A 20,960-nucleotide genomic window follows, 5' to 3' on the forward strand; every position below is an offset into this window, starting at 1 on the left:
AACCCATGGATTGGATTAAAACAATAAAAACACTTCCACGCAGAGTCATATTGCCAGTCGCGGTAGGGCTATTAGGAAACTTGCTTCTTCTCAGCCCAGCTCATGCCGCAGAAGATTACGCCATATTCTCTTTAGATTCAGGATTTGAAGAAATATCGATAAACAAAGCAAGGAAGCTGTATAGAGGAAAAACAAAACGACTCGATGGTAAACGTGTAGAACTTTCTGATTGGCCTGAAAACAGCAGCGAACGTGAAGTTTTTTACCAACAACTGCTTGGAAAAAACGCAGCTCAAATGAATGCCCATTGGGCGAGCTTATCCTTCTCAGGTAAAGCTCGTTATCCAAGAGAGATTAAATCGGCGTCCACCGAAACCTTGGTTGACTGGCTTGATGACAAGCCCAATCGAATTGGGTACGCCCCGCTCTCGACGCTCCCTGAAAATGCCAATGTTCTATACGTTATAAGCTCGGAGAAATAATATGAAAAAAATAATTACGTCAGTGCTATGTGCTTCAATTGCCTCTCCGGCTTTCGCTATTATTGAACTTACCGATAATTTTTCGTTAAGCGGATTTGGTTCTACTTCTTGGGCAACATCAGATAACGACTCCCCTTTAATCATCAACAATGGTTTTACCGATGAAAATTGTTATGACTGTGATACCACACTTGGAGTTCAACTCGATTACTTTTACAACTCATTTAAAGCTTCCGTACAAGTTGTCAAACCACCCCAATATGATTGGAGTGATCCTCAACTCGAGTGGGCTTACTTGGGCTATGAATTTAACGACTTCGATGTGAGTATTGGTCGATTACGACTGCCACTATTCCTTGCCTCTGAATACTATTATGTTGGCCAAGCCTATATGACGGCAAGACCACCGACAGAGGTGTATAACAGCGTTCTTGGTATTACCGCTTTCAACGGTGTCAAAGTGAGTTGGACTCATGATGTAACCGATGAAGCTACCCTACAACTCTCTCCATTTGTCGGAATCAAAGATAAGAATGAAGTAGAGTTCAATTCGACAACCGAGCTGGAATTCGAAACAAATCGAATGTTTGGTGCAAACCTTCAATTAAGTGGTGATAACTATCGTTGGAACTTATCTTTCCTTGATTCAAATTTCGATCAAACGACAAAAATTAAAAACGTTGGCACGCTTCCAACAGCAGACAACCAACACATCCAACTTTGGTCGCTAGGCGCTGAATATGAATTTGGCCAAGCGGTATTGGCGAGCGAAGGTCAAATCAGTGACGTTTCTTCATCCATGTACGCCAGCCTAGGTTACCATTTAGGAGTATTCACACCTTACGTAGTATACGGCGCGCAATTTAACGCCAATGAGCACTTAGAAGGGAATAGCTACTTAGTTGGTGTAGATTACGACTTGATGTCAAATATATCTATCAATGGTGAAATGCAATTCTTCGAAGCTCGTAGGTCAAACGGTGCCTTTATTGACGCCCCTAAAACCGATAAAGATGCATTGCTCTACACCATCATGTTGAGTTTTGTTTTTTAGCTCGAATTCAAATCGATGGTCACTTGCAGCAATTAAGATCCAAAAAAGCCAGTCGAATATTTCGACTGGCTTTTCATAAGCGGCTTATCTATTTACTCATTCAAATATTATGAGCTTGGCGCGACTCGTTTCTCTTTCAACTGTTCAATAACATAATCAGGAGCCACTTTACCTAGCTCACCCAAGCAATCATCTGTTTTTTCATTGCCATAGCGTACATAAATATCGCATACCACGTATAACTGTTCTGGAGAGCCAGAGATCAAATACGCTTTCTCGAACGATTTAGTCGATTTGTCGATATCCAGCTCTTCTTGTAGTACCCCATTCAAGTACCAGTAGTAGCTGTTATCTTTTGCAAGTTCTGCTGCTACTTCAATCTCTTTGGCTGCTGCTGCCTTGTCTTCAAGGCGAACCAAAGTTAATGATTTAGAATAGTGCATCGCTGCATTGTCCGGCACGTTCTTCAAACCACGATCCAACACCTCGACCGCTTGTTGATCTTTATTCTGAGCTCGGAAGTTATCCGCGTAGCTCAGCCAAACTTGAGGGTCTTTCTGGTGAGTATTAATCAACTCAAGATAAATCGTTTCCGCTTTATCCCATTCATTGTGCCAACGGAGCACGTCAGCGAACAACAATTGAAACTTTTCAGATTCTTGTGATTCCAAGAATGTTATTAACTCAGCGACAGGTTGTTCGATTTGTGCTTTCTGTTCTTTATCTAACGTATTGTAATCACGAACTAAGTTCGATGTTGCTGAATGACGAACCATAGAGTCTGTATCGCTCAGCAAAGGCGAAACTAACGCCCAACGATGCTCAAGTTGATATGGCGAAGAACCGATAATCGAAGCCTCACGAACTTCAGGGTTTTGATCTTTCAAACCTCTTGCCACCGCCACCAGCGCATTCTGGCTTGGATATGAAGCAAGCTCTTGCAGTGCACCAGTACGATTTTCAACAGATTGATTTTGATCTTGTGCCATGTAAGACAACTGTTGAATACGGGTTTGAGTGTCCGTCATTTCGAGCACTTGATTGATATTTTGTGCCGGTGCGTCAACAGTTTGCTGAACGCTATTCGCTGCCATCGCAGACGTTGAAATCAATGCGGACGTTGAAACTAATAGAGCAACAGCCGTCGCTAAACTCTTCTTCATCATAGTATTACCTTAAACTGGAGAACTTAGCCTGTCCTTAGACTCGTATCTGATTAAATTTGTCTTGGACCTGTTGACCCAAAAAACGAGTTAAAACTTGGTCTCGAACGTAGTTTGTTGCGCCTGTTTTGCACGATGTGCCATCAATACTGAATCACTGAATTTGCCATGAGCAACCGGATGCCCCATCGCACGAGCGATATAAGCCATCGACTTGTCGACATGAGAAAAGAACTTGTGCCAACCTGCACATAAGTAGTTCAAGCCCGGTTCGCCTGCGCGAGTTTTGATAAAGCGGTTTTTAGGACATTCACCATGACAAGCAAACTTGTAATCACACTGCTGACATTGACTGGTCATTGTGCGTGATTTAGCGAAACCAAACTTTTGCTGTGGTGCGCTGTACGCTAAATCATCAAGCTTCTCGTGGTGGATATTGCCAATTTTGTATTCAGGGTAAACGTAGTGGTCACAAGAGAACACATCACCGTTTGGCTCCATCGCTAGGCCTTTACCGCAGATCTCATTCAGAGTGCAAAGCGGATTCGGACGACCAATCCACGTTTCTAAGCTCGCTTCAAAATACTGAACGAACACTTTACCGATGTCGTTCTTCGCCCACTCATCAAACACAGAGATCAGGAAGTTACCCCAAGCTAAATCCGACACACACCACGATTCCATGATCGAGTCTTTATGGCCGGGGATCAGGCGTTTTTCGCCTTGTTTTAGCTGCTCACTCACTTGGGATGTTTGTGGCGCAACCGTTCTAAAGGTTTTCTGTTCAACGATAGGAATAAACTGCATTTGTGGAGACTTCACCACATCACGTAGGAAGCGATACACCTCAAGTGCATTTTGACTGGTGAGGTTATTCACACAAGTCAACGTTGCAAATTTAACTTGATGTTTGTGCAGCAACTCAACCGCCGCCATCACTTGTTTGAATGTGCCACGGCCTGCTCTGTTAACACGATACGCATTGTGCAGCATTTCAGGACCTTCAATACTCAAGCCGATCAGGAAGTTATTCTTTGCTAAGAATCGGCCCCAATCGTCATTGAGCAGTGTGCCATTGGTTTGCAGATCGTTTGAGATCAACACACCTTCAGGTCGGTACTTTTTCTGTAGTTCAACCACTCTTTCAAAGTACGCTAAACCCAGCATAGTTGGCTCGCCGCCCTGCCATGAGAAGATAATTTCAGGCGTGTTTTGACCTTCGATATATTGTCGGATGTAGGTTTCTAGCGTCTCATCATCCATTCTCGGAGAACTGCCTTTCTTGTACTCCAACAAATCTTGCTTACTTAGGTAATAACAATATTTACAGTCGATGTTGCACGCTGCGCCAATTGGCTTAGCCATAACATGCAAGCGTTTAGACGCTTTACCATTGTATTGTGGACCTTGAGTAATGTGCATGATTTATCTACCTATCTTAGTGTCTGTAGCCATCATAATGCCTATTTCAATCAGTGGCATGTTATACCCTTTATAACCAATAGGAATGACCTTAAACGTTAAAATTGCCCTCTATTTCGAACATTCGAGGCACGTGATGAAATTTTTTAATTACAAACAAATAGCGGCGATCAGCAGCGTCACCATGACTATTTTCCTAAGCGGCTGTGCGAGCGTGCCTACACACCCCATCGCCCAACAAATTGACCAAGAAATGGTGCTAGTTGAAGGTGGTACATTCACCATGGGTTCGAACGATCCTGAAGCGACCAAAGCAGAACGACCAGCACGAAATATAACTGTAGATAGTTTCTACATTGCAAAGTTTGAGGTGACTCAAGAATTGTTCGAATCGGTGATGGGTTCATCTCTCAGTTATTTCCAAAACCCACAAGTTCCGGTCAATAACTTAAGTTGGCAACAGGCGAACTACTTCGTTGAACAATTGAACGAACTTACAGGTGAAGAATACCGTCTGCCGACTGAAGCTGAATGGGAATTTGCAGCGAAAGGTGGCAACAAGAGCAAAGGCTATACTTACAGTGGTTCCAATAACTTAGATGATGTTGCGTGGTACTCAGCAAATTCTAAAAATAGCGCACATCCAGTCGGGCTAAAGAAGCCAAATGAACTAGGCTTATATGACATGACCGGAAACGTGGGTGAGTTTGTGATTGATGCCTTCGATGACACTTTCTACCGATTCGGTCCAACAGACAATCCTAACAACGCAAAACACAGCGACGTTGGTTTATCACATAAATCGGTTCGCGGTGGCAGCTTTGCTTATGACGAAAACGAATCTGAAAGTTACCGTCGCGACTTCGCAAGCCAATCGATCACTATGTCAGATATGGGCCTGCGTTTAGTTAAGGATACGAACTAGCTAAAGCTGTGAGCTAGTTAAAGAATGAACTAACTAAAGGTGCCAACGGTTATGAATCAACAATCTTCACAAGCAATACTAAAATACGACTTGCACTATACACACGTTAGAAATCTGACCAAACGTTAGAAATCTGACCAAACGTTAGAACTCTGCGGCAACGCTGAATAAGGAACTTCTATGCAATACACCAAGCTTTCAGGACTTACACTCGCGTTACTCTGTGCCTTCCCTACCTCAGCAGCAGAGAAGCCAAATCTAGTCCTTCAAATCACGGTAGATGGCCTGCGCGCAGACCTAATCGAACGATATAAGCACAACTTCGGTGAAGGCGGTTTCCGGTACTTAATGGATGACGGCACTTACTACACCAACGCGAACTACCAACATGGCAACACGGAAACGATCGTGGGCCATGTGTCGCTTGCAACAGGCGCTCCACCGAGCGTACACGGCATGGTAGGTAACGTTTGGTATGACCGTAGCGAAGAGCGTTTGGTGTATAACGTAGAAGACGGCAACTACAAAATGTTGACCTCTGGCGCGGGTGTCGACAAAGCAACAGAGATCGACCCAACGCAGAAGACAGCACAAGGCGATGGCCGCTCTCCAGAGCCAATACTCTCCACCACGTTTGGTGACGAACTGACGATTTCCAATAGTGGCAAATCAAAAGTGTTCGGTGTATCAGTGAAAGACCGCGGTGCGATCTCATTGGCAGGGCACAGTGGTAAAGCCTTCTGGTTCTCCAAAGCGCAATCTGAGTTTGTCACCAGCAACTATTACTACGACGAGTATCCAGATTGGGTATCACGTTGGAACGAGAAAGCGATTGCTGCAGAGTACTCGAAACAGAAATGGGAGCTCTCATTACCACGTGAAAACTACACGCTGCAAGAGCACGATACCGAACACAAAGTGAAACTCGGTGATTTCCAACGCACCTTCCCTCACCCTTATGGCCCCGCGAGTTACAAGTACTACAGCACAACGCTAACCGTTAGCCCGGCTGGCGATGAAATCACAGAAAACTTTGCAAGCACACTGTTGATGCAAGAGAAGCTAGGTCAAGGTGACGTGACCGATTACCTGTCTGTAAGTTTTTCATCAAACGACTACGTGGTGCACTTATACGGCCCTGAAAGCCTAGAGACAGAAGACAACCTAATTCGACTCGATAAGACGATCGCCAAGCTTCTTAAAACCGTTGATCACCAAGTCGGACTAAAGAATACACTAATTGTGTTGTCTGCCGACCACGGTGTACCTGAATCTTCACCTGCGGCAAATGCGCTTGGCTTCAATCAAGCTCAATACTTCAATAAAGACACACTGCTCTCGAGTGGCGTAGAGCAAAGGTTGAAGGATGAGTTTGGTTTATCCAAAGACGCAATACGCTTGTACGCACAGCCTTATATTTATCTGAATCACGATTTAATCGCAGAGAAGAAACTTGACCTAGCTAAAGTACAGGAAGCGATCGCCGATGAAATAGCGAAAGTGAAGGGAGTGGCGTTTGCCGTATCAAGCAGTGATATCGCGGCAAACCGAGTACCTGATACTCATGTAATGCAGCTCATTAAGAACAACTACCACCCAGCTCGTTCTGGCGATGTGTATGTGGTATTTGCTCCACGTAGCTACATTAACGACATGGAAGGCCTTCAAATAGCCTCGACTCATGGCTCGCCATGGAAGTACGATACACATGTCCCTGTCATCTTCGCAGGCTACGACGTTGAAGCTCAGAAAATCTCGCGTCCAGTCACGCCATACGACATTGCACCAACGCTTTCGAACAAACTGGGTATCACTCAACCAAGTGGTTCAATTGGAGAAGTTCTGCAAGAAATTACCGAATAATAGATGTCATTGAGGTTTCTTAGTTTTAATGTCGAAACCCACACCAAGTAAAAGAGCCACTTATCAATTCAGACTGACTCAGTCAAAACAGATAAGCGGCTCTTTTTGATTGCCTGTAGTTAGGTCGAAATCCAATCAACGTATGTCAGTGCTGGGAATAACGGCTATTCGCACAAACATTTTCCATTAATCGCCCTTTAGAGGCTAACTTGATATGTCTTTTGCTGCCGCTTTGATCTTAGCGCGCAACCACTTGTGGCTAGGTTCATTAGTGCGACTCGGGTGCCAAATCATACACATATCGAGGTCTTCCAATTCGAATGGTAGTGGTAGTGTTTTAACCGAGTACTTTTCAGAAAAACAACGCACCGATGACATAGGTAACACTCCGATGTAATCAGAGCCCTCAATAACTGGCAGCATCTCAACAACACCCGCAGCGCGATAGACTATTCTGCGCTTTTCAAGGTCACTGTAGTGTTCAGAACTCAATAAGCTTTTACGTGCATGCCAACGAGATACAACCACATGCTCAACTGATAGGAACTGCTCCATATCGATCGTATCACCAATCGTAGGATGGTCTTTGCGGCACACCACCACCAGTTCCTCTTTAGAGATCACCTCATGCTTGAGCATGGTTCTTCCTTTAGGTGTCATATCGATAATAACATCGTGTCTTTGAAGCCTTAAATCAGACTCGTAATCTTCCGTAAATAGAGGGTGAACTTCTAACGCGATACCAGGTGCAACTTGGCTGATTAACTGCATCACTCTTGGCATCATTTCGTAGCTCGCCGCCGAGACGCAGGCAATTGAATACACGCGCCCTGAAGTTTTGGGGTCGAAATCTCTTGATGCGGATAAGGTAGAAGTGAAATTTTTAAGCGCAGCGGCCATTGCCGGATAGATATCAATAGCGAATGTGGTTGGCTCTACGCCTGATGTGGTACGGTGAAACAGTGGCTCGTCATAGATATCTCGCAACCGTGCAAGCGCTTTGCTCACAGCAGGTTGGCTTATATCCATGCGATTAGCAGCCCTAGATAAGTTCTGCTCTTCATAGATAGCAACAAATATAGGAATTAAATTGAGTTCGGTGCTTTTCATACAGTTCCATATTAAAGAAGCAGGTCCCCTATAGTAGAGAGCCTGCCGATTTTGTTCGATGCGAATAACTAAAGTTTGCTACTTAGTTCTATCTTTTAAGTTTGGCAAGGCTTTAGGGATTTTCAAGCGGTCGAAAATTGAACGAGAATTGCTTGAGTTTGATGTGTCATTGGGTAAGTTACGTAACCCTCTCCACAAACGAGTAAATACGTTTTTGTCTTCTCGCCCTTGTTGGAGGGATTCACTGTCTTCTATCCAACGTTTCTGTCCATTCAATTTACCAAGTTGCGCTTTATTCAGTTCTAGCTGAGAGGTTTCGTTTCGTAATTGACGATAGATAAAGGTTCTCAATGCGGGCCAATTATTTTGCTTAAGCAAACGACGCAATACCAACCAACTTGGTGTTGGTCGATTTTTGTAATAGCGCTTCGCCGCAACGAATAACATGCCACATAAGACCACTGCCAAACCAACGCTTATAAAGACCGACATGTAAGCTTTGATGAAGGATTGGAATGTGTGTTTTGCTTCAAACACTTCGCCTTTTATTACCACGCTCTCAAGACGCTGATTTTTGCTGTCCCACCACTGGAATGTGAACTCCGGTAAGGTAAATTCACCACCTTGCTGAATCACATAAACCGTCTCTTCAATTCTACTGGAACGGTAGTCACCACGTTCTTGTGTGTCATCTAAACGATTAGGTTGCGGGTAAGCTTGATATTGCTGTGTCGATTCATTGGTCAACACATTGGGAAGTAACACCGACAAACTGTCTTTCGCTTTGATCGTCACGGTTCGAGTAACCGCATCACCCACTTTTAAGTCTTCGCTCGAACGTTGCCATTGCTGCTCAACATCCACGTCTGTCGCTGAAAACCAAGGCGATTCATCGCTTAACAAACCAGACGGTAATGAGGCTTCAAACTTAATCGGCTGCGTATAAAGCGTGCCACCAACGTTTGACCCATCAGGAGCTGACACTTGAATACGAACCGGTACGGTTGGAATCACAAACTCGCCAGAAGTCATCGGATAAAGCGTCACTTCCCAACGTTGACGCGACCATGTAGTGCCATTGACCCGTTCCGTGTAATTAGTCGCGAGTTGGTTACGTTGCTTAGCGATCACGTTAGGGATTTCGATACTGCCGATTCGAGTCCCTCCCGTTAACCAACGCGGCGTCGCCACCTCAATATTCAGAATTACCTGCTCATTGACGCTCACTTTAGTCGGCGTTATCTTATCGCCTGACTTTGGCTTTTCCCCTACCCAAGCGATAAGCTCAACGTCACCACTTTTTTGGAGATCGAAGATATCGGCAGCAGAAGCAACAAAAGGAGAAAACCAACTCAATATAAGAGTCATCGACAGTAACCACTTATGGGTTCTAAATCGCACTCTCTTTGATTGAATGGCTTCAAGAGCTAAATGATATCGACTCATTGGGTTTGCTCCTGTTTTGACGCTTGTTCGATGGAAGGTGCAGGGTCTCTTAATTGAATTTGGAACTTGGACTTTAAGAAGAACTTAGGGTCCGCTTCGACTCGTTTTAACCACTTATCGGCAAGCTCTTGGCTACCCAAAATTTCATTGGCATTAAGCGTTTCCTTGAGCATCAATTCCGCTACCGTTTCTTCTTCAGCGCCATCACCCGTTCGCGGCTGATCGTCTTCGAGTTCTAAAGACTCTTCAGGGCCATCTGTGGTCCCGGACTGACTTTCACTGGTTCGGTTAACCTCTTCGACAATCCCACTAAGCACAGCAAGATTGTTTTCCACATCCGTTCTTAGTTCTGGTGACAGATCCTCTTTCTCGCTTAATAATTTCAAAAGGTCTCGCGCCGCAAGATATTCACGCTGTCTGGCTAACGCACTCGCCGCGTTGTATAAACCAAGGTCAGTTTTGGTTTGCAGGAATGCACTGTGAGCGAGCTTAAAATCACGAGCATAGTAATAAGCCGCGCCCTTTCGCATTGGGTCAGTAAAATGTTTGGCAGCTTGAAGATATTCTTTCTGATTCAACAGGCGTTGACCTTGCTGATCGGGCGTTAACCATAAGTCCCACCACCATTGAGCTGTTTTGTCCCAAGCCGTAACCGACTCCACCACAACGGGTTTCTCAGCAGTTAAGTTGACTGTTTTCGCAAAAGTGCTTGGTGAATAGATGCTGCCCGAAATCACTAGACCAACGACACACCACTGCACCAGCCATCCTTTTCTGAACCACAACAACATGATAATCGCCATTGGGATAAGCAAGCCATAGCCCATGTCTTTCCAAGGCATTGAAGATTCGCCGTTGAGCTGCATGTTTCTTTCAACCGCTCTGTTCAGTTGTTGGATATCCGAATCATCAACGGTCACTTCGATCAGTCGTCCACCTGTCTTACTCGCCAAATTGCGTAATGAATCGAGGTCGACAGGATTATCGCTCACCACATTACTGTTTCCTGCGGCTAGAATAAGCAACTGATACGGGTTGTCGTTAAAGAAGTTCTCGAACGCTCTGATGGTACTTGGATTTACACCATCCGATACCAACAACACTGACGAACCTAGCTCACCAGACAATTGCTGATTTATGAGTGGCAGTGCTTCTTCTGCTGACTTACCTGATACCGGCATGATGTCGGGTGTGATAGCCGCTAGAAACGGTTCGAATACCTTGCTGTCTTGAGTCACAGGCATCGCGACGTGTGCGCTGCCTGCGTAAACCACTAAGCCCGTATTACCGCCCTTGCGCGCTGCTAATAAGTCTCTAATTTTCTGTTTAGAGCGTTCCAAGCGACTCGGTGGTAAGTCTTTCGCCAGCATGGATTCGCTGTTATCAAGCACCACTAACATCGACGCTTTGTCTTCCCCAAAAGGTGAAGCCTCACGCTGCCATGTTGGGCCAGAACAGATAATGATGGCGATAGTTACAATCACCATCAATAGCTTCAATGGCAGCTGCCTACGCCAGCCTGTTTCACCAATGGTCAATGCATCACGTAAGTGTGCAGGTAGAATGTCTTTCCACGTTGGTTTGGTCTCTTCTCTCCAACGAACCCATAACAGGAAGAACATCGGAATAAAGGCCAACAACCACAAAGGTCGGATAAAATGAAACTGGGTAAAGAACTGTTGCAGAGTGAGAGAATCAGGCATCATCCTCTCCTTTCAATTTTTTAGTTTTAGAAGCCAAAAGCGACCTTCTACGTAAAGTCGCCAGACTAAAGGCAGTCAAATACATCACAACAACAATGGCCATCAAGTAATGATGTAACCCCTGTTTAGGACGATAAGTGGTACTTTCATATAACTGTGGTTCTAGTTCACCGATTTGAGCGTAGGCTTTGGTCAGTTCGTCGCGGTTAAGCGCCTCAAAGGCTTCGCCACCAGACTCTTGAGCCACTCGCTTGATGGTTTCCATATCCAGAGCCACTTCACCAAAGGTTTGCGGATCGCCCATCGCAATAACGTGAATTCGAACGCCCTTAGCCTTAGCAACTTTTGCGGCATCGATAGGCTCAACAAAGCTTCCGGTGTCATTGCCATCAGTTAGCACAATCACAACTTTCTCTTTCACGTTCGCATCAATACTTGAATCTTGAACCGCAGCACTCTGCTTTTCGCTTTGTTCAAACACCTTAATCGCCAAGCCAATCGCATCACCTAAATGCGTGCTTTGTCCTGCCATCGCCACATCGGTTTGATTAAGCAGTTCAAGCCACACATCTTGGTCAGCTGTAAACGGTGTTTGTACAAACGCTGCATCACCAAACAAGATCAAACCGAGTCGGTCCCCTTTTCTGGTTTTCGCGAAATCGGCTAACACCTCTTTGGTCGCATCTAAGCGAGAGATTTTATCCCCTTGTTTAGACGTAAAATCTTGTTCAGCCATTGAGCCAGACAAATCGACAACCACCATCACGTCGCGACCTAATTGTTCACGAACTTGTGGCTCACCAAGAATGGTAGGTTTCGCTAATGCGCAGATCACTAATACCCAGGTAATGATCAGCGTAGTGCGTTGCCACCAGCTTGGTGTTAATTGGCTTGCACCTTCTGATGGAGCCTCGCCAATCGCTTCAACCAACTCACTGAAAAATGGCACCTTGATGGCCATTTGTTTAGTGCGATAAGCAGGTACGGCGAAGTAAACGAGTAAAGGCAAAGGTAGTGCGATAAACCACAGTGGGTGCGCAAATTCAAAGCTGGCAGATAAAACATCAAACATTGTCTTGCCCCTCAACCGTTACCTGTACATTCGGCTTGTGAAGTTTTAGCCACATCATCGCGGTTTGAATTACCTCTAATCGCTGTTCAAAGCTCAGACGCACATTAGGGTCAATTAGGCTTTGCATCCATAATTCCGAAACTTCATCGGCAAAGAACGCATTGCTGTTTTCACTTGTGTTAGCGCTAACAGGCAGATAAGCGTTCAGACGGTTTACATAGGCTTTTCCAAACAGCTTTGCATTGCTGCTGTCTAGGTAACGAAGTACCACTTTGAGGACTTTAAAGGTTCGTTCAGTTGAGTTCTTGTCTCTTGCATCCAGTACCATGAGTTCTTGAAGCGCTTCTTTGCGATAACGGTTATTCCACCACCTTAGCGCTAAACGATAAGCCAGATAGACAGCGACCAATAACAGAATGACGCCAAGGATCTTCCAGCCAATAGTTTGCGGCATCCAGCTCACGCTCTCGGGAATGGCGACATCGTGCAGATCGCGAAGGATATAAGTACTTGGAGGCGTATGTTCAACGGCCATCTAACGCCCTCCCACCAGCTTTTGAAGCTGAGAAATATGAGTTCCAGACGTATCTAATTCGATATAAGGGAGGTTTTTCATCGCCATTAATTTAGCAAGGGACTGTTTCTGGAGTGCCGCTTTTTGGGCAAGGCTTTCACTTGCAAGGTTAACCTTAGATTGGCTGTCCAGATTAAGTTGAAAGCGACCATCACCCACCACCCAGTTTGCGCTTGCCAGATCTTGAGGCAATGATTGTTCTAATGGATCGGTGACCATAATGGCTAAGATATCGTTGTGTTGTTGCAGTTGCTTTAGTCGGTCAAGGTGTTGCTCTTGGCAATCTCGCCAATCACTAATAAAGATTAAGGTCGATTGCTTTAATCTCATTCGTTTTATCAGTTCAATCCACTGGCTAAACCCAACACCTTCGCTGTCGCTCACCCTGACACCTAAGCTTTGATTGGCTTTGGTCAGATGTTTTAACTGAGACATTAAGTCCGATTGAGAACGCTGTGCTTTGGTATGAAAGAGCTTTTGGTGCGACGCCAAAACGAAACCAACTCGGTCACCATCTTTCAGCACTCGCCATCCACACAATGCTGCGACTTCGGCGGCCACAACAGATTTCATAGTGTTTTGAGAAGCAAAGAACATCGAGCTGCGTTGATCAACACAGATCATCACATTACGGTCTTTCTCTTCGGTATAACTACGAACATGAGGTTTGCCTGTTCGCATCGTGACTTTCCAATCGAGGTTACGAATATCATCACCAAGTTGGTAGTGACGTAGCTCCTCGAAATTCAAACCTCGACCTCGGAACAATGAGTTGTGTCTACCCGACAGCACACTACCCGCCTTTAGATGAGGCAGTAGAGAAAACGACTCAGCTTGAGCCTGAATTCGCACTAACCTTGAATAATCACAGTACAAACGTGGATCAAGGCCTTGCGATTTGGGAGCTTGTGTTGGCTTCGCCATGACGCCCCCTAGTTATCCAATCTCAACATTATCGAGCAGTTCTTCAACCACTCTTTGATGGTCAACACCATCGGCCAATGCATCGTAAGACAGCGAGAATCGGTGACCTAACACGGTTGGCAACATGGCACGCACATCGTCTAACGTGACGTGGTCACGCCCTTGCAGCCACGCATAAGCGCGAGCGCATTTATCCAATGAAATAGATGCACGAGGGCTTGAACCAATTTCAATCCATTTCGATAAGTCTGATTCTGGGTAACGCTCTGGCTTACGAGTCGCCATCACCAAAGCCACAATGTAGTTCTCAACTAAATCGGAAACGGCAATATCTGGAAGTTGGCGGCGAGCTTCAAGTACCAACTCAGGTTCAATATGCTCTGGAGTGACTAATTCCGAACTCGTCTCGCTACCGAGCTCCTCACTGCGCACAAGTCGAATGATGTCGCGTTCAGCTTCATCTTCTGGATAGTCGACCGTCACTTTCATGATAAAACGGTCCATTTGTGCTTCAGGCAGTGGATACGTACCTTCTTGCTCTACTGGGTTTTGCGTAGCGAGCACCATGAATAGCTCTGGAAGAATATGAGTTTGACCACCCACCGTAATCGTTCCTTCCGCCATGGCTTCAAGCAGAGCCGCTTGTACCTTTGCAGGAGCACGGTTCACTTCATCGGCTAAAACAATACTGTTGAAAATAGGACCCGGTTGAAAGTGCAACTGAGGCTTTCCATCAAGCTCTTGATACACTTCTGTACCGGTTACATCTGATGGCAGCAGGTCAGGCGTAAACTGAATTCGACCAAAACTGGTGTTCAGTAGGTTCGCCAGTAATTTCACTGAACGAGTTTTCGCTGTACCGGGAAGTCCCTCTAAAAGCACATGCCCATTAGTCAATAACCCTATCACCAGAGCCCGAACGACGTGGCTCTGACCGATAACATTTTTCTCTGTTTGTTCAATCAGTTGGTTTATTGCTTGTTGCGCATGGTTCATAGGTCTTCCCTTAATTCAATCTGGCTGCGTACATCCTACTCACAAGCCCCATAACTATTAGTTATACACGTGATAATTGCTCATAAGCGCGATAATTGGTTACAAGCGGAATAAGCAGCAAGCACCATAGCCAAGCTCACCTCATCGCTTTATTTAAACTTAGCTTTCAATTGGTTAATGGCCTCCGGCGGTGCCACTTTGCTCAGTGATGAAATACATTGCTCAAACGCCTTTGGTACGCCCGGTATATGGCTGTTTCGCGCCAACACTTCACACTGGGCATACAAGTGCTGTAGGTTGCGGCTAAATTGGTAAGCCTTGTGCAGTGATTGACTTGCCGCAAGCACATCCGATTTCTCCAAAGCCAATCCGTACACATACCAATATTGTGGGTCGGTTTGTGCAGTTTCAGCAGCTTGCTTAAGGTACTCCGTTGCTTGTTCGTAATCTTTCACACGAAGCAGAGATAAGCCTGTGCTGTATGGCAATACACTCGATCTCGGCTGAGCTTCAATACCTTGCTTCAATGTCGACAGCGCTTTTGCTTCGTTACCTTGCGCTCGATACAAATCCGCTAAGTTGGCGTAGCTGTTTTCGAAATAAGGCTCGATTTCGATAGCACCTTGATAAAACTCAATCGCTTTTTGATATTGGCCTAGATCGCGGTAAACGTTGCCTAGGTTAGTACGTCCAAATCCTCTATCGGAATTAAATTGCTGTATCTCAATGTACTCTTCCAATGCAGGCTTGATTTGGTCTTTCTGCAGAGGATTCATTTCTCCCCAGTAACGCACTAATGCACCTGCGGTTTCTGAACGAATCGACAATACAGGGTCTTTCAGTAGCGGTTCTAAAATCTGCCAACGGTCAGTGAATGGGAAACCAGACGAGCCTTGCACAACGCCCAAACGGATCATTTCATCATCATGTTTCACCGCTCTTGCTAGCGAGATAAGCGTATTCTTACCCGTATTGCCGCCCAAACGTTCTAAGCTCGATGCACGAATGATATTGCTTAAGCTAGAGTCCTGAGCCGAGTATGCCAACGCATCCTCTGCCCCTCTGTGCCCTATTGAGTCAGCATAAAAGGCAACGGCAAAGTGCTGCTGATTACGATACTTAGAATCTGGGAACCACTCACCGATTTGCTTATCTGCCCACTGGTCGGTTTGATCTTCATGACAGCTAGTACACACGTTCGGCGTTTTAATATGTTGGCTAATATCAGGACGCGGGATATGCCAACTATGGTCACGTCTTGGGTCGACCTCCATGTAAGTCGTCTCAGGCATGTGACAAGTCGTACATTGTGAAGCTTCGGTATTCGCCTCGTGGAAGGTGTGCTTTTCAGGCGTGTATTCAGAAGCAATGTGACATTGGCTACATACAGCTTCCTCTGCAATTTTTAATTCTGCGGTATGGGGATCGTGGCAGTTAGTACATGTGACGCCTTTTTCAGCCATCACTGATTGAAGGAAAGATCCGTAAACGTAATCTTCATCGTAGATTTGACCATCGTTATGGTAAAGCTCAGGAGTAATCAAACTTAGACGATACTCATCAAAGAAAGACCCGTTAACGTGATCTCCAGTTTCATTTAACTGAGTACGTCTGCTGTGGCATTGCGCACAGGTTTGAACCTGATTGGTATGGATGATGTCTTTTGGTTGTAGGGTTGAGTTGCCCTCTTGGTAGATCCATTCTTTCACCGATTTCGACAAGTCGCGATCAAAGCCATAATGCGCGGAGGCTTGAACATCCTTTTCGCCGTTGGCTTTTACTGACTTGTAATTTGCTAGCTGGGCTTGTTTAACGTGCTCGCTTGCAGGGCCATGACAGGCTTCACAACCGACATTAATCTCAGACCAAGTAGTGTTATAGGTATTGCTCGCGCTGTCGTAGTTTTTCTCTAGATTCGTTGAGTGGCAATCGGCACACATGAAGTTCCAGTTTTGACCGCTGTTGGTCCAGTAGAATTCATCAGTGTTGGTGGTATCCGGGTAGAGGTTAAACCAGCGTTGACCGCCTTCGCCCTCAGTGCGAGAGTCCCAAGCGAAAGGAATCAACTGTACTCGACCGTCTTCAAACTCAACCATGTACTGTTGTAATGGTTCAAAGGCAAAGGTATAGCTGATTTTGTAATCTTTGAATTGCCCGTCTGGGCCTTCGATATTGACCCAGAACTCTTCACCCTTGCGAAAAAATCGGTTGGGTTTACCGCCATGAGTGACCGTTTGATCGTTGAAATCGCCTAATACAGATTCATCTGTAGCGTGTTTCATCGCCATGTCATGATGAGAGCCTTGCCACGCTTCCACTTCTTCGCTGTGACAGTCAACGCATGCTTCAGAACCGACATACGTAGCCTTGGGAGAGCTGGCATCTAAAGTTCCTGAACCAATAAGCGTAGCTTCAGTCGCTGGAGCTTGTTCATTAGCATACACATTGACACTGAGTGTCGACAACATAGGTAAAGACAACATTGCGGATAATACTGCAACTCGCTGGTGTTTCAATCCGTTCACTAGTGAGCACAACCATGCAGACATAACATTCCTTGTTTTTATACATCCTTATGCTTAATAAGGTAGACGTAAAAACAATGAATTTACAATTATTTAGTGGCAGTGAGCTTGATTGTTGTGACTCATATTCACGACTGGTATTTACTCATCGATATGCGCATAAAAAAAAGAGCTCCGAAGAGCTCTTTCGTGTTAGCAGTTTCATCAAACTATCAGTTTCAATAAACCAAAGCTTACTTATTATGGTTCTCTTGAAGTTTCTCCATAACCTGATCCAAGCTAAAGCTCGCTGCTTTTTGGCGTGGCGGGTATTCAGCAAAGGTTTCTAAGAACTTGCCAACATACGCTTGAGCAGGAACAAACATATAAGCATGGTCTAACAACCAGTCATAGTAAGTATTCGATGTGATATCTGCGTTTTCGTATGGGTCCATTCGGAGGTTAAACAGCTTAGGAAGACGTAACGTTACAAACGGTTCTGCCCAAATTTGCATGGTACCCGTCGCACGCTGCTCCATGAACACCGCTTTCCATTGGTTGTAACGAAGTGCCGCAAGGTCACCGTCATCGGTAAAGTAGAATATCTCCGAACGACGGCCTTTCTCTTCTTCTCCGGTTAGGTAAGGAAGGAAGTTGTAACCATCTAGGTGCACTTTAAACGTTTTATCACCCGCAGTATGACCTTTCAGTAGTTTCTCTTTGATCTGATCATCACCAGCAGCTGCAACGAAGGTTGGCATCCAGTCCATGTGGTGCATGATTTCATTTGAAACACTGCCCGGTTCAATCTTTCCTGGCCAACGAACCATTGCTGGTACACGGTATGCGCCTTCCCAGTTGGTGTTTTTCTCACCACGGAACGGCGTTGTACCGGCATCAGGCCAAGAGTTCATGTGTGGACCGTTATCCGTTGAGTAGAAAACGATGGTGTTGTCTTTGATGCCCAACTCATCCACTTGCTTCAATAGTTGTCCAACGTGTCGATCGTGCTCAACCATACCATCAGCGTAATTACTGATGCCGGTTACACCTTTGCTATCTGGCTGCACGTGCGTTCTAAAGTGCATTCTTGTTGCGTTCCACCAAACGAAGAATGGTTTGTCCGCTTTCACTGCGCGATCCATGAAATCAAGTGCCGCGTCTAGTGTTTCTTCATCGACCGTTTCCATACGCTTACGCGTTAGTGGGCCTGTATCTTCAATCTTGCCATCAGCGAATGATTTGATCACACCACGAGGGCCAAATTTCTTACGGAACTCTGGGTCAGTTGGGTAATCTTCATTCTCCGGTTCTTCTTCAGCATTCAGGTGGTAAAGGTTGCCAAAAAATTCGTCAAACCCGTGTGCTGTTGGAAGGAATTCATCTTTATCGCCAAGGTGGTTTTTACCAAATTGACCTGTCATGTACCCCATAGGTTTAAGCATTTCTGCAATCGTTGCATCCTCCGCTTGCAAACCAATGTCTGCTCCTGGAAGGCCTACTTTACTTAAACCCGTTCGTAATACACTTTGTCCCGTAATAAAGGTAGAGCGACCCGCAGTACACGATTGTTCAGCGTAATAATCGGTAAACATCATCCCTTCTTTGGCGATGCTATCAATATTGGGCGTTTTGTAACCCATTAAACCAAAGGTGTACGCACTCACATTGGATTGACCAATGTCGTCCCCCCAAATGACCAATATATTTGGCTTTTCTGCTGCAAAAGTGGCGCTAGACGCGGCCATCATTGCTGTACCCAAAATCGCTAATCGACGTTTAGCGCCATACTTCGCTGTCATAGAAACCTCTTCGTAAGTTATTTGCATCCTGCCCTACAACGTATAGTTCATTTTTTGCGCATACGCGAGATTACCTAAGCTATTAATATTTTTGTCATTTTCATCGAGATATGGATACAGAAGTCATCGATAAGGTTTACGGCAACAAACATGATAAGGATCACACATACAAACTAAGGGGTTGTTCTGGCAACACACTAGAACTCATATGAATCAACAAGTTAACTAGACATCATAACGATTGGTTATAAGCACTATAAAAGGACGGAACGGAATTTTGAGAATAACATTTGCTCATCGATGTGTTGTTCTAACGCATTAATCTTAAAAGTGAATTGGAGTCCTTATGGGTACTAAAATTAATAAACTAGCATTAGGTGTTGGCTTATTAGCAGCTTCTTCAGCGGCAACAGCAGCAGAAAAACCAAACATTCTTGCTATCTGGGGTGATGACATTGGTGTATTCAACATCAGTGCATACAACAACGGCATGATGGGTTATGAAACACCTAACATCGACCGTATTGCTAACGAAGGCGCACTATTTACTGACCATTACGGTCAACAATCATGTACTGCTGGCCGTGCTGCATTCCTAACCGGTCAAGAACCTTTCCGTACAGGTCTACTGACTATCGGTATGCCGGGCTCTGACCACGGCATCCCTGATTGGGCTCCAACGATCGCAGACCTTCTTAAAGAACAGGGCTACATGACCGCTCAGTTCGGTAAGAACCACATGGGTGACCAAGACAAACACCTTCCAACGAACCACGGTTTTGACCAGTTCTTCGGTAACCTGTACCACCTAAACGCGGAAGAAGAGCCAGAGACTTACTACTACCCTAAAGATCCTGAGTTCCGTAAGAACTTTGGCCCTCGTGGTGTAATCAAGTCGACTTCTGACGGTAAGATTGAAGATACAGGTCCTATGACGCGTAAGCGTATGGAGCACGCGGATGAAGAGTTCCTAGAAGAATCTTTAGCATTCATGGAAAAAGCAGTGAAAGCTGACAAACCATTCTTCATCTGGCACAACACGACTCGCATGCACGTGTGGACTCGTCTACAAGAAAAATACCAAGGCGCATCGGGTATCAGCATCTACGCAGACGGCATGCTAGAGCATGATGACCAAGTGGGTATCCTCCTAGACAAACTTGATGAGCTTAAGATCGCAGACAACACTATCGTAATCTACTCTACCGATAACGGTGCAGAGACAGTTTCTTGGCCTGATGGCGGTGCTACTTACTTCCACGGGGAGAAAGGTACAACTTACGAAGGCGGTATGCGTGTTCCTCAGCTAGTTCGCTGGCCTGGTACTATCAAGCCGGGAACTAAGATCAACGACATCATGGGTCACCAAGACTGGATCCCGACTCTACTAGCAGCCGCTGGTGATGATAAAGTTGTTGAGAAGCTTGCTTCTGATAAAGGTGCTACTTACAACGGTAAAAACTGGCGTGTACACCTAGATGGTTACAACTTCCTACCTTACTTCCAAGGTAAAGAAGAGAAAGGCCCTCGTGACAGCATGCTTTACTTCTCTGCTAACGCTGAACTAAATGCGGTACGTTGGAATGACTTCAAGATTTCATTCGCTGTTATGGACGGTAACATTGTTGATGCCGTGCGTTTCCAACCAAACTGGCCTCAAGTCGTTCACCTACGTGCTGATCCATTCGAAAAAGCACCACACGAATCGGGCATGTACTTACGTTGGATGGCAGACAACATGTGGCTATTCGTACCTGTAGGCGGCAAAGTACAAGAGTTCATGAACACGCTACCTGACTACCCTATGCAGCAAAGCCAAGTGTTGAACCCTGGTAACTTCAACCAGAATGCTTACATGCTTCAAGGTAAACTTAAGCAACTAGAAGCGGCAGCAGCGCAAGCTAAATAATTAGCTAAAGC

16 protein-coding genes are annotated in these 20,960 nt (G+C 45.4%); 5 read left to right on the forward strand and 11 right to left on the reverse strand.

Features of this window, described 5'->3' with window-relative positions:
* Window positions 1–5: 5 nt before the first annotated feature.
* Window positions 6–482 carry a hypothetical protein gene (locus tag AB4513_RS01435; RefSeq protein ID WP_009844970.1) on the forward strand — a complete coding sequence of 159 codons (477 nt, stop codon included), beginning with the start codon at window positions 6–8 and terminating at the stop codon, window positions 480–482.
* 1 nt (window position 483) lies between these two features.
* On the forward strand, window positions 484–1,536 hold the full coding sequence (locus AB4513_RS01440) for an ABC sulfate transporter permease (protein ID WP_009844969.1): 1,053 nt from the start codon (window positions 484–486) through the stop codon (window positions 1,534–1,536).
* A 107-nt stretch (window positions 1,537–1,643) separates the two neighbouring features.
* Here the strand turns inward: AB4513_RS01440 and AB4513_RS01445 are convergent, their stop codons facing one another.
* A complete protein-coding gene (locus AB4513_RS01445; protein ID WP_032555010.1) occupies window positions 1,644–2,702 on the reverse strand; it encodes a hypothetical protein in 1,059 nt (352 codons plus the stop codon).
* An 87-nt stretch (window positions 2,703–2,789) separates the two neighbouring features.
* Window positions 2,790–4,121: an anaerobic sulfatase maturase gene (locus AB4513_RS01450; protein WP_009844967.1), complete on the reverse strand. Its 1,332-nt coding sequence runs from the start codon at window positions 4,119–4,121 to the stop codon at window positions 2,790–2,792.
* A 136-nt stretch (window positions 4,122–4,257) separates the two neighbouring features.
* Here AB4513_RS01450 and AB4513_RS01455 point away from each other — a divergent pair, with 136 nt between their 5' ends.
* Together AB4513_RS01455 and AB4513_RS01460 are read left to right on the forward strand one after the other, a co-directional pair.
* Complete coding sequence (locus AB4513_RS01455; RefSeq protein WP_009844966.1) at window positions 4,258–5,046, forward strand: SUMF1/EgtB/PvdO family nonheme iron enzyme; 789 nt, start codon at window positions 4,258–4,260, stop codon at window positions 5,044–5,046.
* A 180-nt stretch (window positions 5,047–5,226) separates the two neighbouring features.
* Window positions 5,227–6,909, forward strand: coding sequence for an alkaline phosphatase family protein (locus AB4513_RS01460; protein WP_009844965.1), 1,683 nt, complete (start codon window positions 5,227–5,229; stop codon window positions 6,907–6,909).
* A gap of 204 nt (window positions 6,910–7,113) precedes the next feature.
* Here AB4513_RS01460 and AB4513_RS01465 read toward each other — a convergent pair whose 3' ends face one another.
* The 9 genes from AB4513_RS01465 to AB4513_RS01505 all read right to left on the reverse strand — a co-directional run bounded on the left by AB4513_RS01465 (window position 7,114) and on the right by AB4513_RS01505 (window position 19,040).
* A complete protein-coding gene (locus tag AB4513_RS01465) occupies window positions 7,114–8,019 on the reverse strand; it encodes a LysR family transcriptional regulator (RefSeq protein ID WP_009844964.1) in 906 nt (301 codons plus the stop codon).
* A gap of 78 nt (window positions 8,020–8,097) precedes the next feature.
* A complete protein-coding gene (locus AB4513_RS01470) occupies window positions 8,098–9,465 on the reverse strand; it encodes a BatD family protein (protein ID WP_102257628.1) in 1,368 nt (455 codons plus the stop codon).
* On the reverse strand, window positions 9,462–11,168 hold the full coding sequence (locus AB4513_RS01475; RefSeq protein WP_009844962.1) for a VWA domain-containing protein: 1,707 nt from the start codon (window positions 11,166–11,168) through the stop codon (window positions 9,462–9,464). Before AB4513_RS01475 ends, AB4513_RS01470 begins: the two co-directional genes overlap by 4 nt.
* On the reverse strand, window positions 11,161–12,240 hold the full coding sequence (locus AB4513_RS01480; RefSeq protein ID WP_102257627.1) for a VWA domain-containing protein: 1,080 nt from the start codon (window positions 12,238–12,240) through the stop codon (window positions 11,161–11,163). Before AB4513_RS01480 ends, AB4513_RS01475 begins: the two co-directional genes overlap by 8 nt.
* Window positions 12,233–12,775, reverse strand: a complete 543-nt coding sequence (locus AB4513_RS01485; protein WP_009844960.1) for a DUF4381 domain-containing protein — start codon at window positions 12,773–12,775, stop codon at window positions 12,233–12,235. Before AB4513_RS01485 ends, AB4513_RS01480 begins: the two co-directional genes overlap by 8 nt.
* Complete coding sequence (locus tag AB4513_RS01490; protein WP_009844959.1) at window positions 12,776–13,738, reverse strand: DUF58 domain-containing protein; 963 nt, start codon at window positions 13,736–13,738, stop codon at window positions 12,776–12,778.
* Between the two features lie 12 nt (window positions 13,739–13,750).
* Window positions 13,751–14,734, reverse strand: a complete 984-nt coding sequence (locus tag AB4513_RS01495; protein ID WP_102257626.1) for a MoxR family ATPase — start codon at window positions 14,732–14,734, stop codon at window positions 13,751–13,753.
* Between the two features lie 149 nt (window positions 14,735–14,883).
* Complete coding sequence (locus AB4513_RS01500; RefSeq protein ID WP_009844957.1) at window positions 14,884–17,283, reverse strand: tetratricopeptide repeat protein; 2,400 nt, start codon at window positions 17,281–17,283, stop codon at window positions 14,884–14,886.
* Window positions 17,284–17,492: 209 nt separating this feature from the next.
* On the reverse strand, window positions 17,493–19,040 hold the full coding sequence (locus tag AB4513_RS01505) for an arylsulfatase (RefSeq protein ID WP_009844956.1): 1,548 nt from the start codon (window positions 19,038–19,040) through the stop codon (window positions 17,493–17,495).
* 346 nt (window positions 19,041–19,386) lie between these two features.
* Here AB4513_RS01505 and AB4513_RS01510 point away from each other — a divergent pair, with 346 nt between their 5' ends.
* Window positions 19,387–20,949 (forward strand): arylsulfatase, encoded by a 1,563-nt coding sequence (locus AB4513_RS01510; protein WP_004730480.1) that lies wholly within the window; start codon window positions 19,387–19,389, stop codon window positions 20,947–20,949.
* Window positions 20,950–20,960 lie beyond the last annotated feature (11 nt).

The organism is Vibrio sp. 10N.222.54.E6, from assembly GCF_041473955.1.
Classification (GTDB): Bacteria; Pseudomonadota; Gammaproteobacteria; order Enterobacterales; family Vibrionaceae; genus Vibrio; species Vibrio tasmaniensis_A.

Coding starts and splice junctions, on each gene's coding strand:
- AB4513_RS01470 (WP_102257628.1), bottom strand. CDS start 9,465: ATGAGTCGATATCATTTAGCTCTTGAAGCCATTCAATCAAAGAGAGTG.
- AB4513_RS01500 (WP_009844957.1), bottom strand. CDS start 17,283: ATGTCTGCATGGTTGTGCTCACTAGTGAACGGATTGAAACACCAGCGA.
- AB4513_RS01510 (WP_004730480.1), top strand. CDS start 19,387: ATGGGTACTAAAATTAATAAACTAGCATTAGGTGTTGGCTTATTAGCA.
- AB4513_RS01445 (WP_032555010.1), bottom strand. CDS start 2,702: ATGATGAAGAAGAGTTTAGCGACGGCTGTTGCTCTATTAGTTTCAACG.
- AB4513_RS01460 (WP_009844965.1), top strand. CDS start 5,227: ATGCAATACACCAAGCTTTCAGGACTTACACTCGCGTTACTCTGTGCC.
- AB4513_RS01495 (WP_102257626.1), bottom strand. CDS start 14,734: ATGAACCATGCGCAACAAGCAATAAACCAACTGATTGAACAAACAGAG.
- AB4513_RS01440 (WP_009844969.1), top strand. CDS start 484: ATGAAAAAAATAATTACGTCAGTGCTATGTGCTTCAATTGCCTCTCCG.
- AB4513_RS01455 (WP_009844966.1), top strand. CDS start 4,258: ATGAAATTTTTTAATTACAAACAAATAGCGGCGATCAGCAGCGTCACC.
- AB4513_RS01490 (WP_009844959.1), bottom strand. CDS start 13,738: ATGGCGAAGCCAACACAAGCTCCCAAATCGCAAGGCCTTGATCCACGT.
- AB4513_RS01485 (WP_009844960.1), bottom strand. CDS start 12,775: ATGGCCGTTGAACATACGCCTCCAAGTACTTATATCCTTCGCGATCTG.
- AB4513_RS01505 (WP_009844956.1), bottom strand. CDS start 19,040: ATGACAGCGAAGTATGGCGCTAAACGTCGATTAGCGATTTTGGGTACA.
- AB4513_RS01480 (WP_102257627.1), bottom strand. CDS start 12,240: ATGTTTGATGTTTTATCTGCCAGCTTTGAATTTGCGCACCCACTGTGG.
- AB4513_RS01435 (WP_009844970.1), top strand. CDS start 6: ATGGATTGGATTAAAACAATAAAAACACTTCCACGCAGAGTCATATTG.
- AB4513_RS01465 (WP_009844964.1), bottom strand. CDS start 8,019: ATGAAAAGCACCGAACTCAATTTAATTCCTATATTTGTTGCTATCTAT.
- AB4513_RS01450 (WP_009844967.1), bottom strand. CDS start 4,121: ATGCACATTACTCAAGGTCCACAATACAATGGTAAAGCGTCTAAACGC.
- AB4513_RS01475 (WP_009844962.1), bottom strand. CDS start 11,168: ATGCCTGATTCTCTCACTCTGCAACAGTTCTTTACCCAGTTTCATTTT.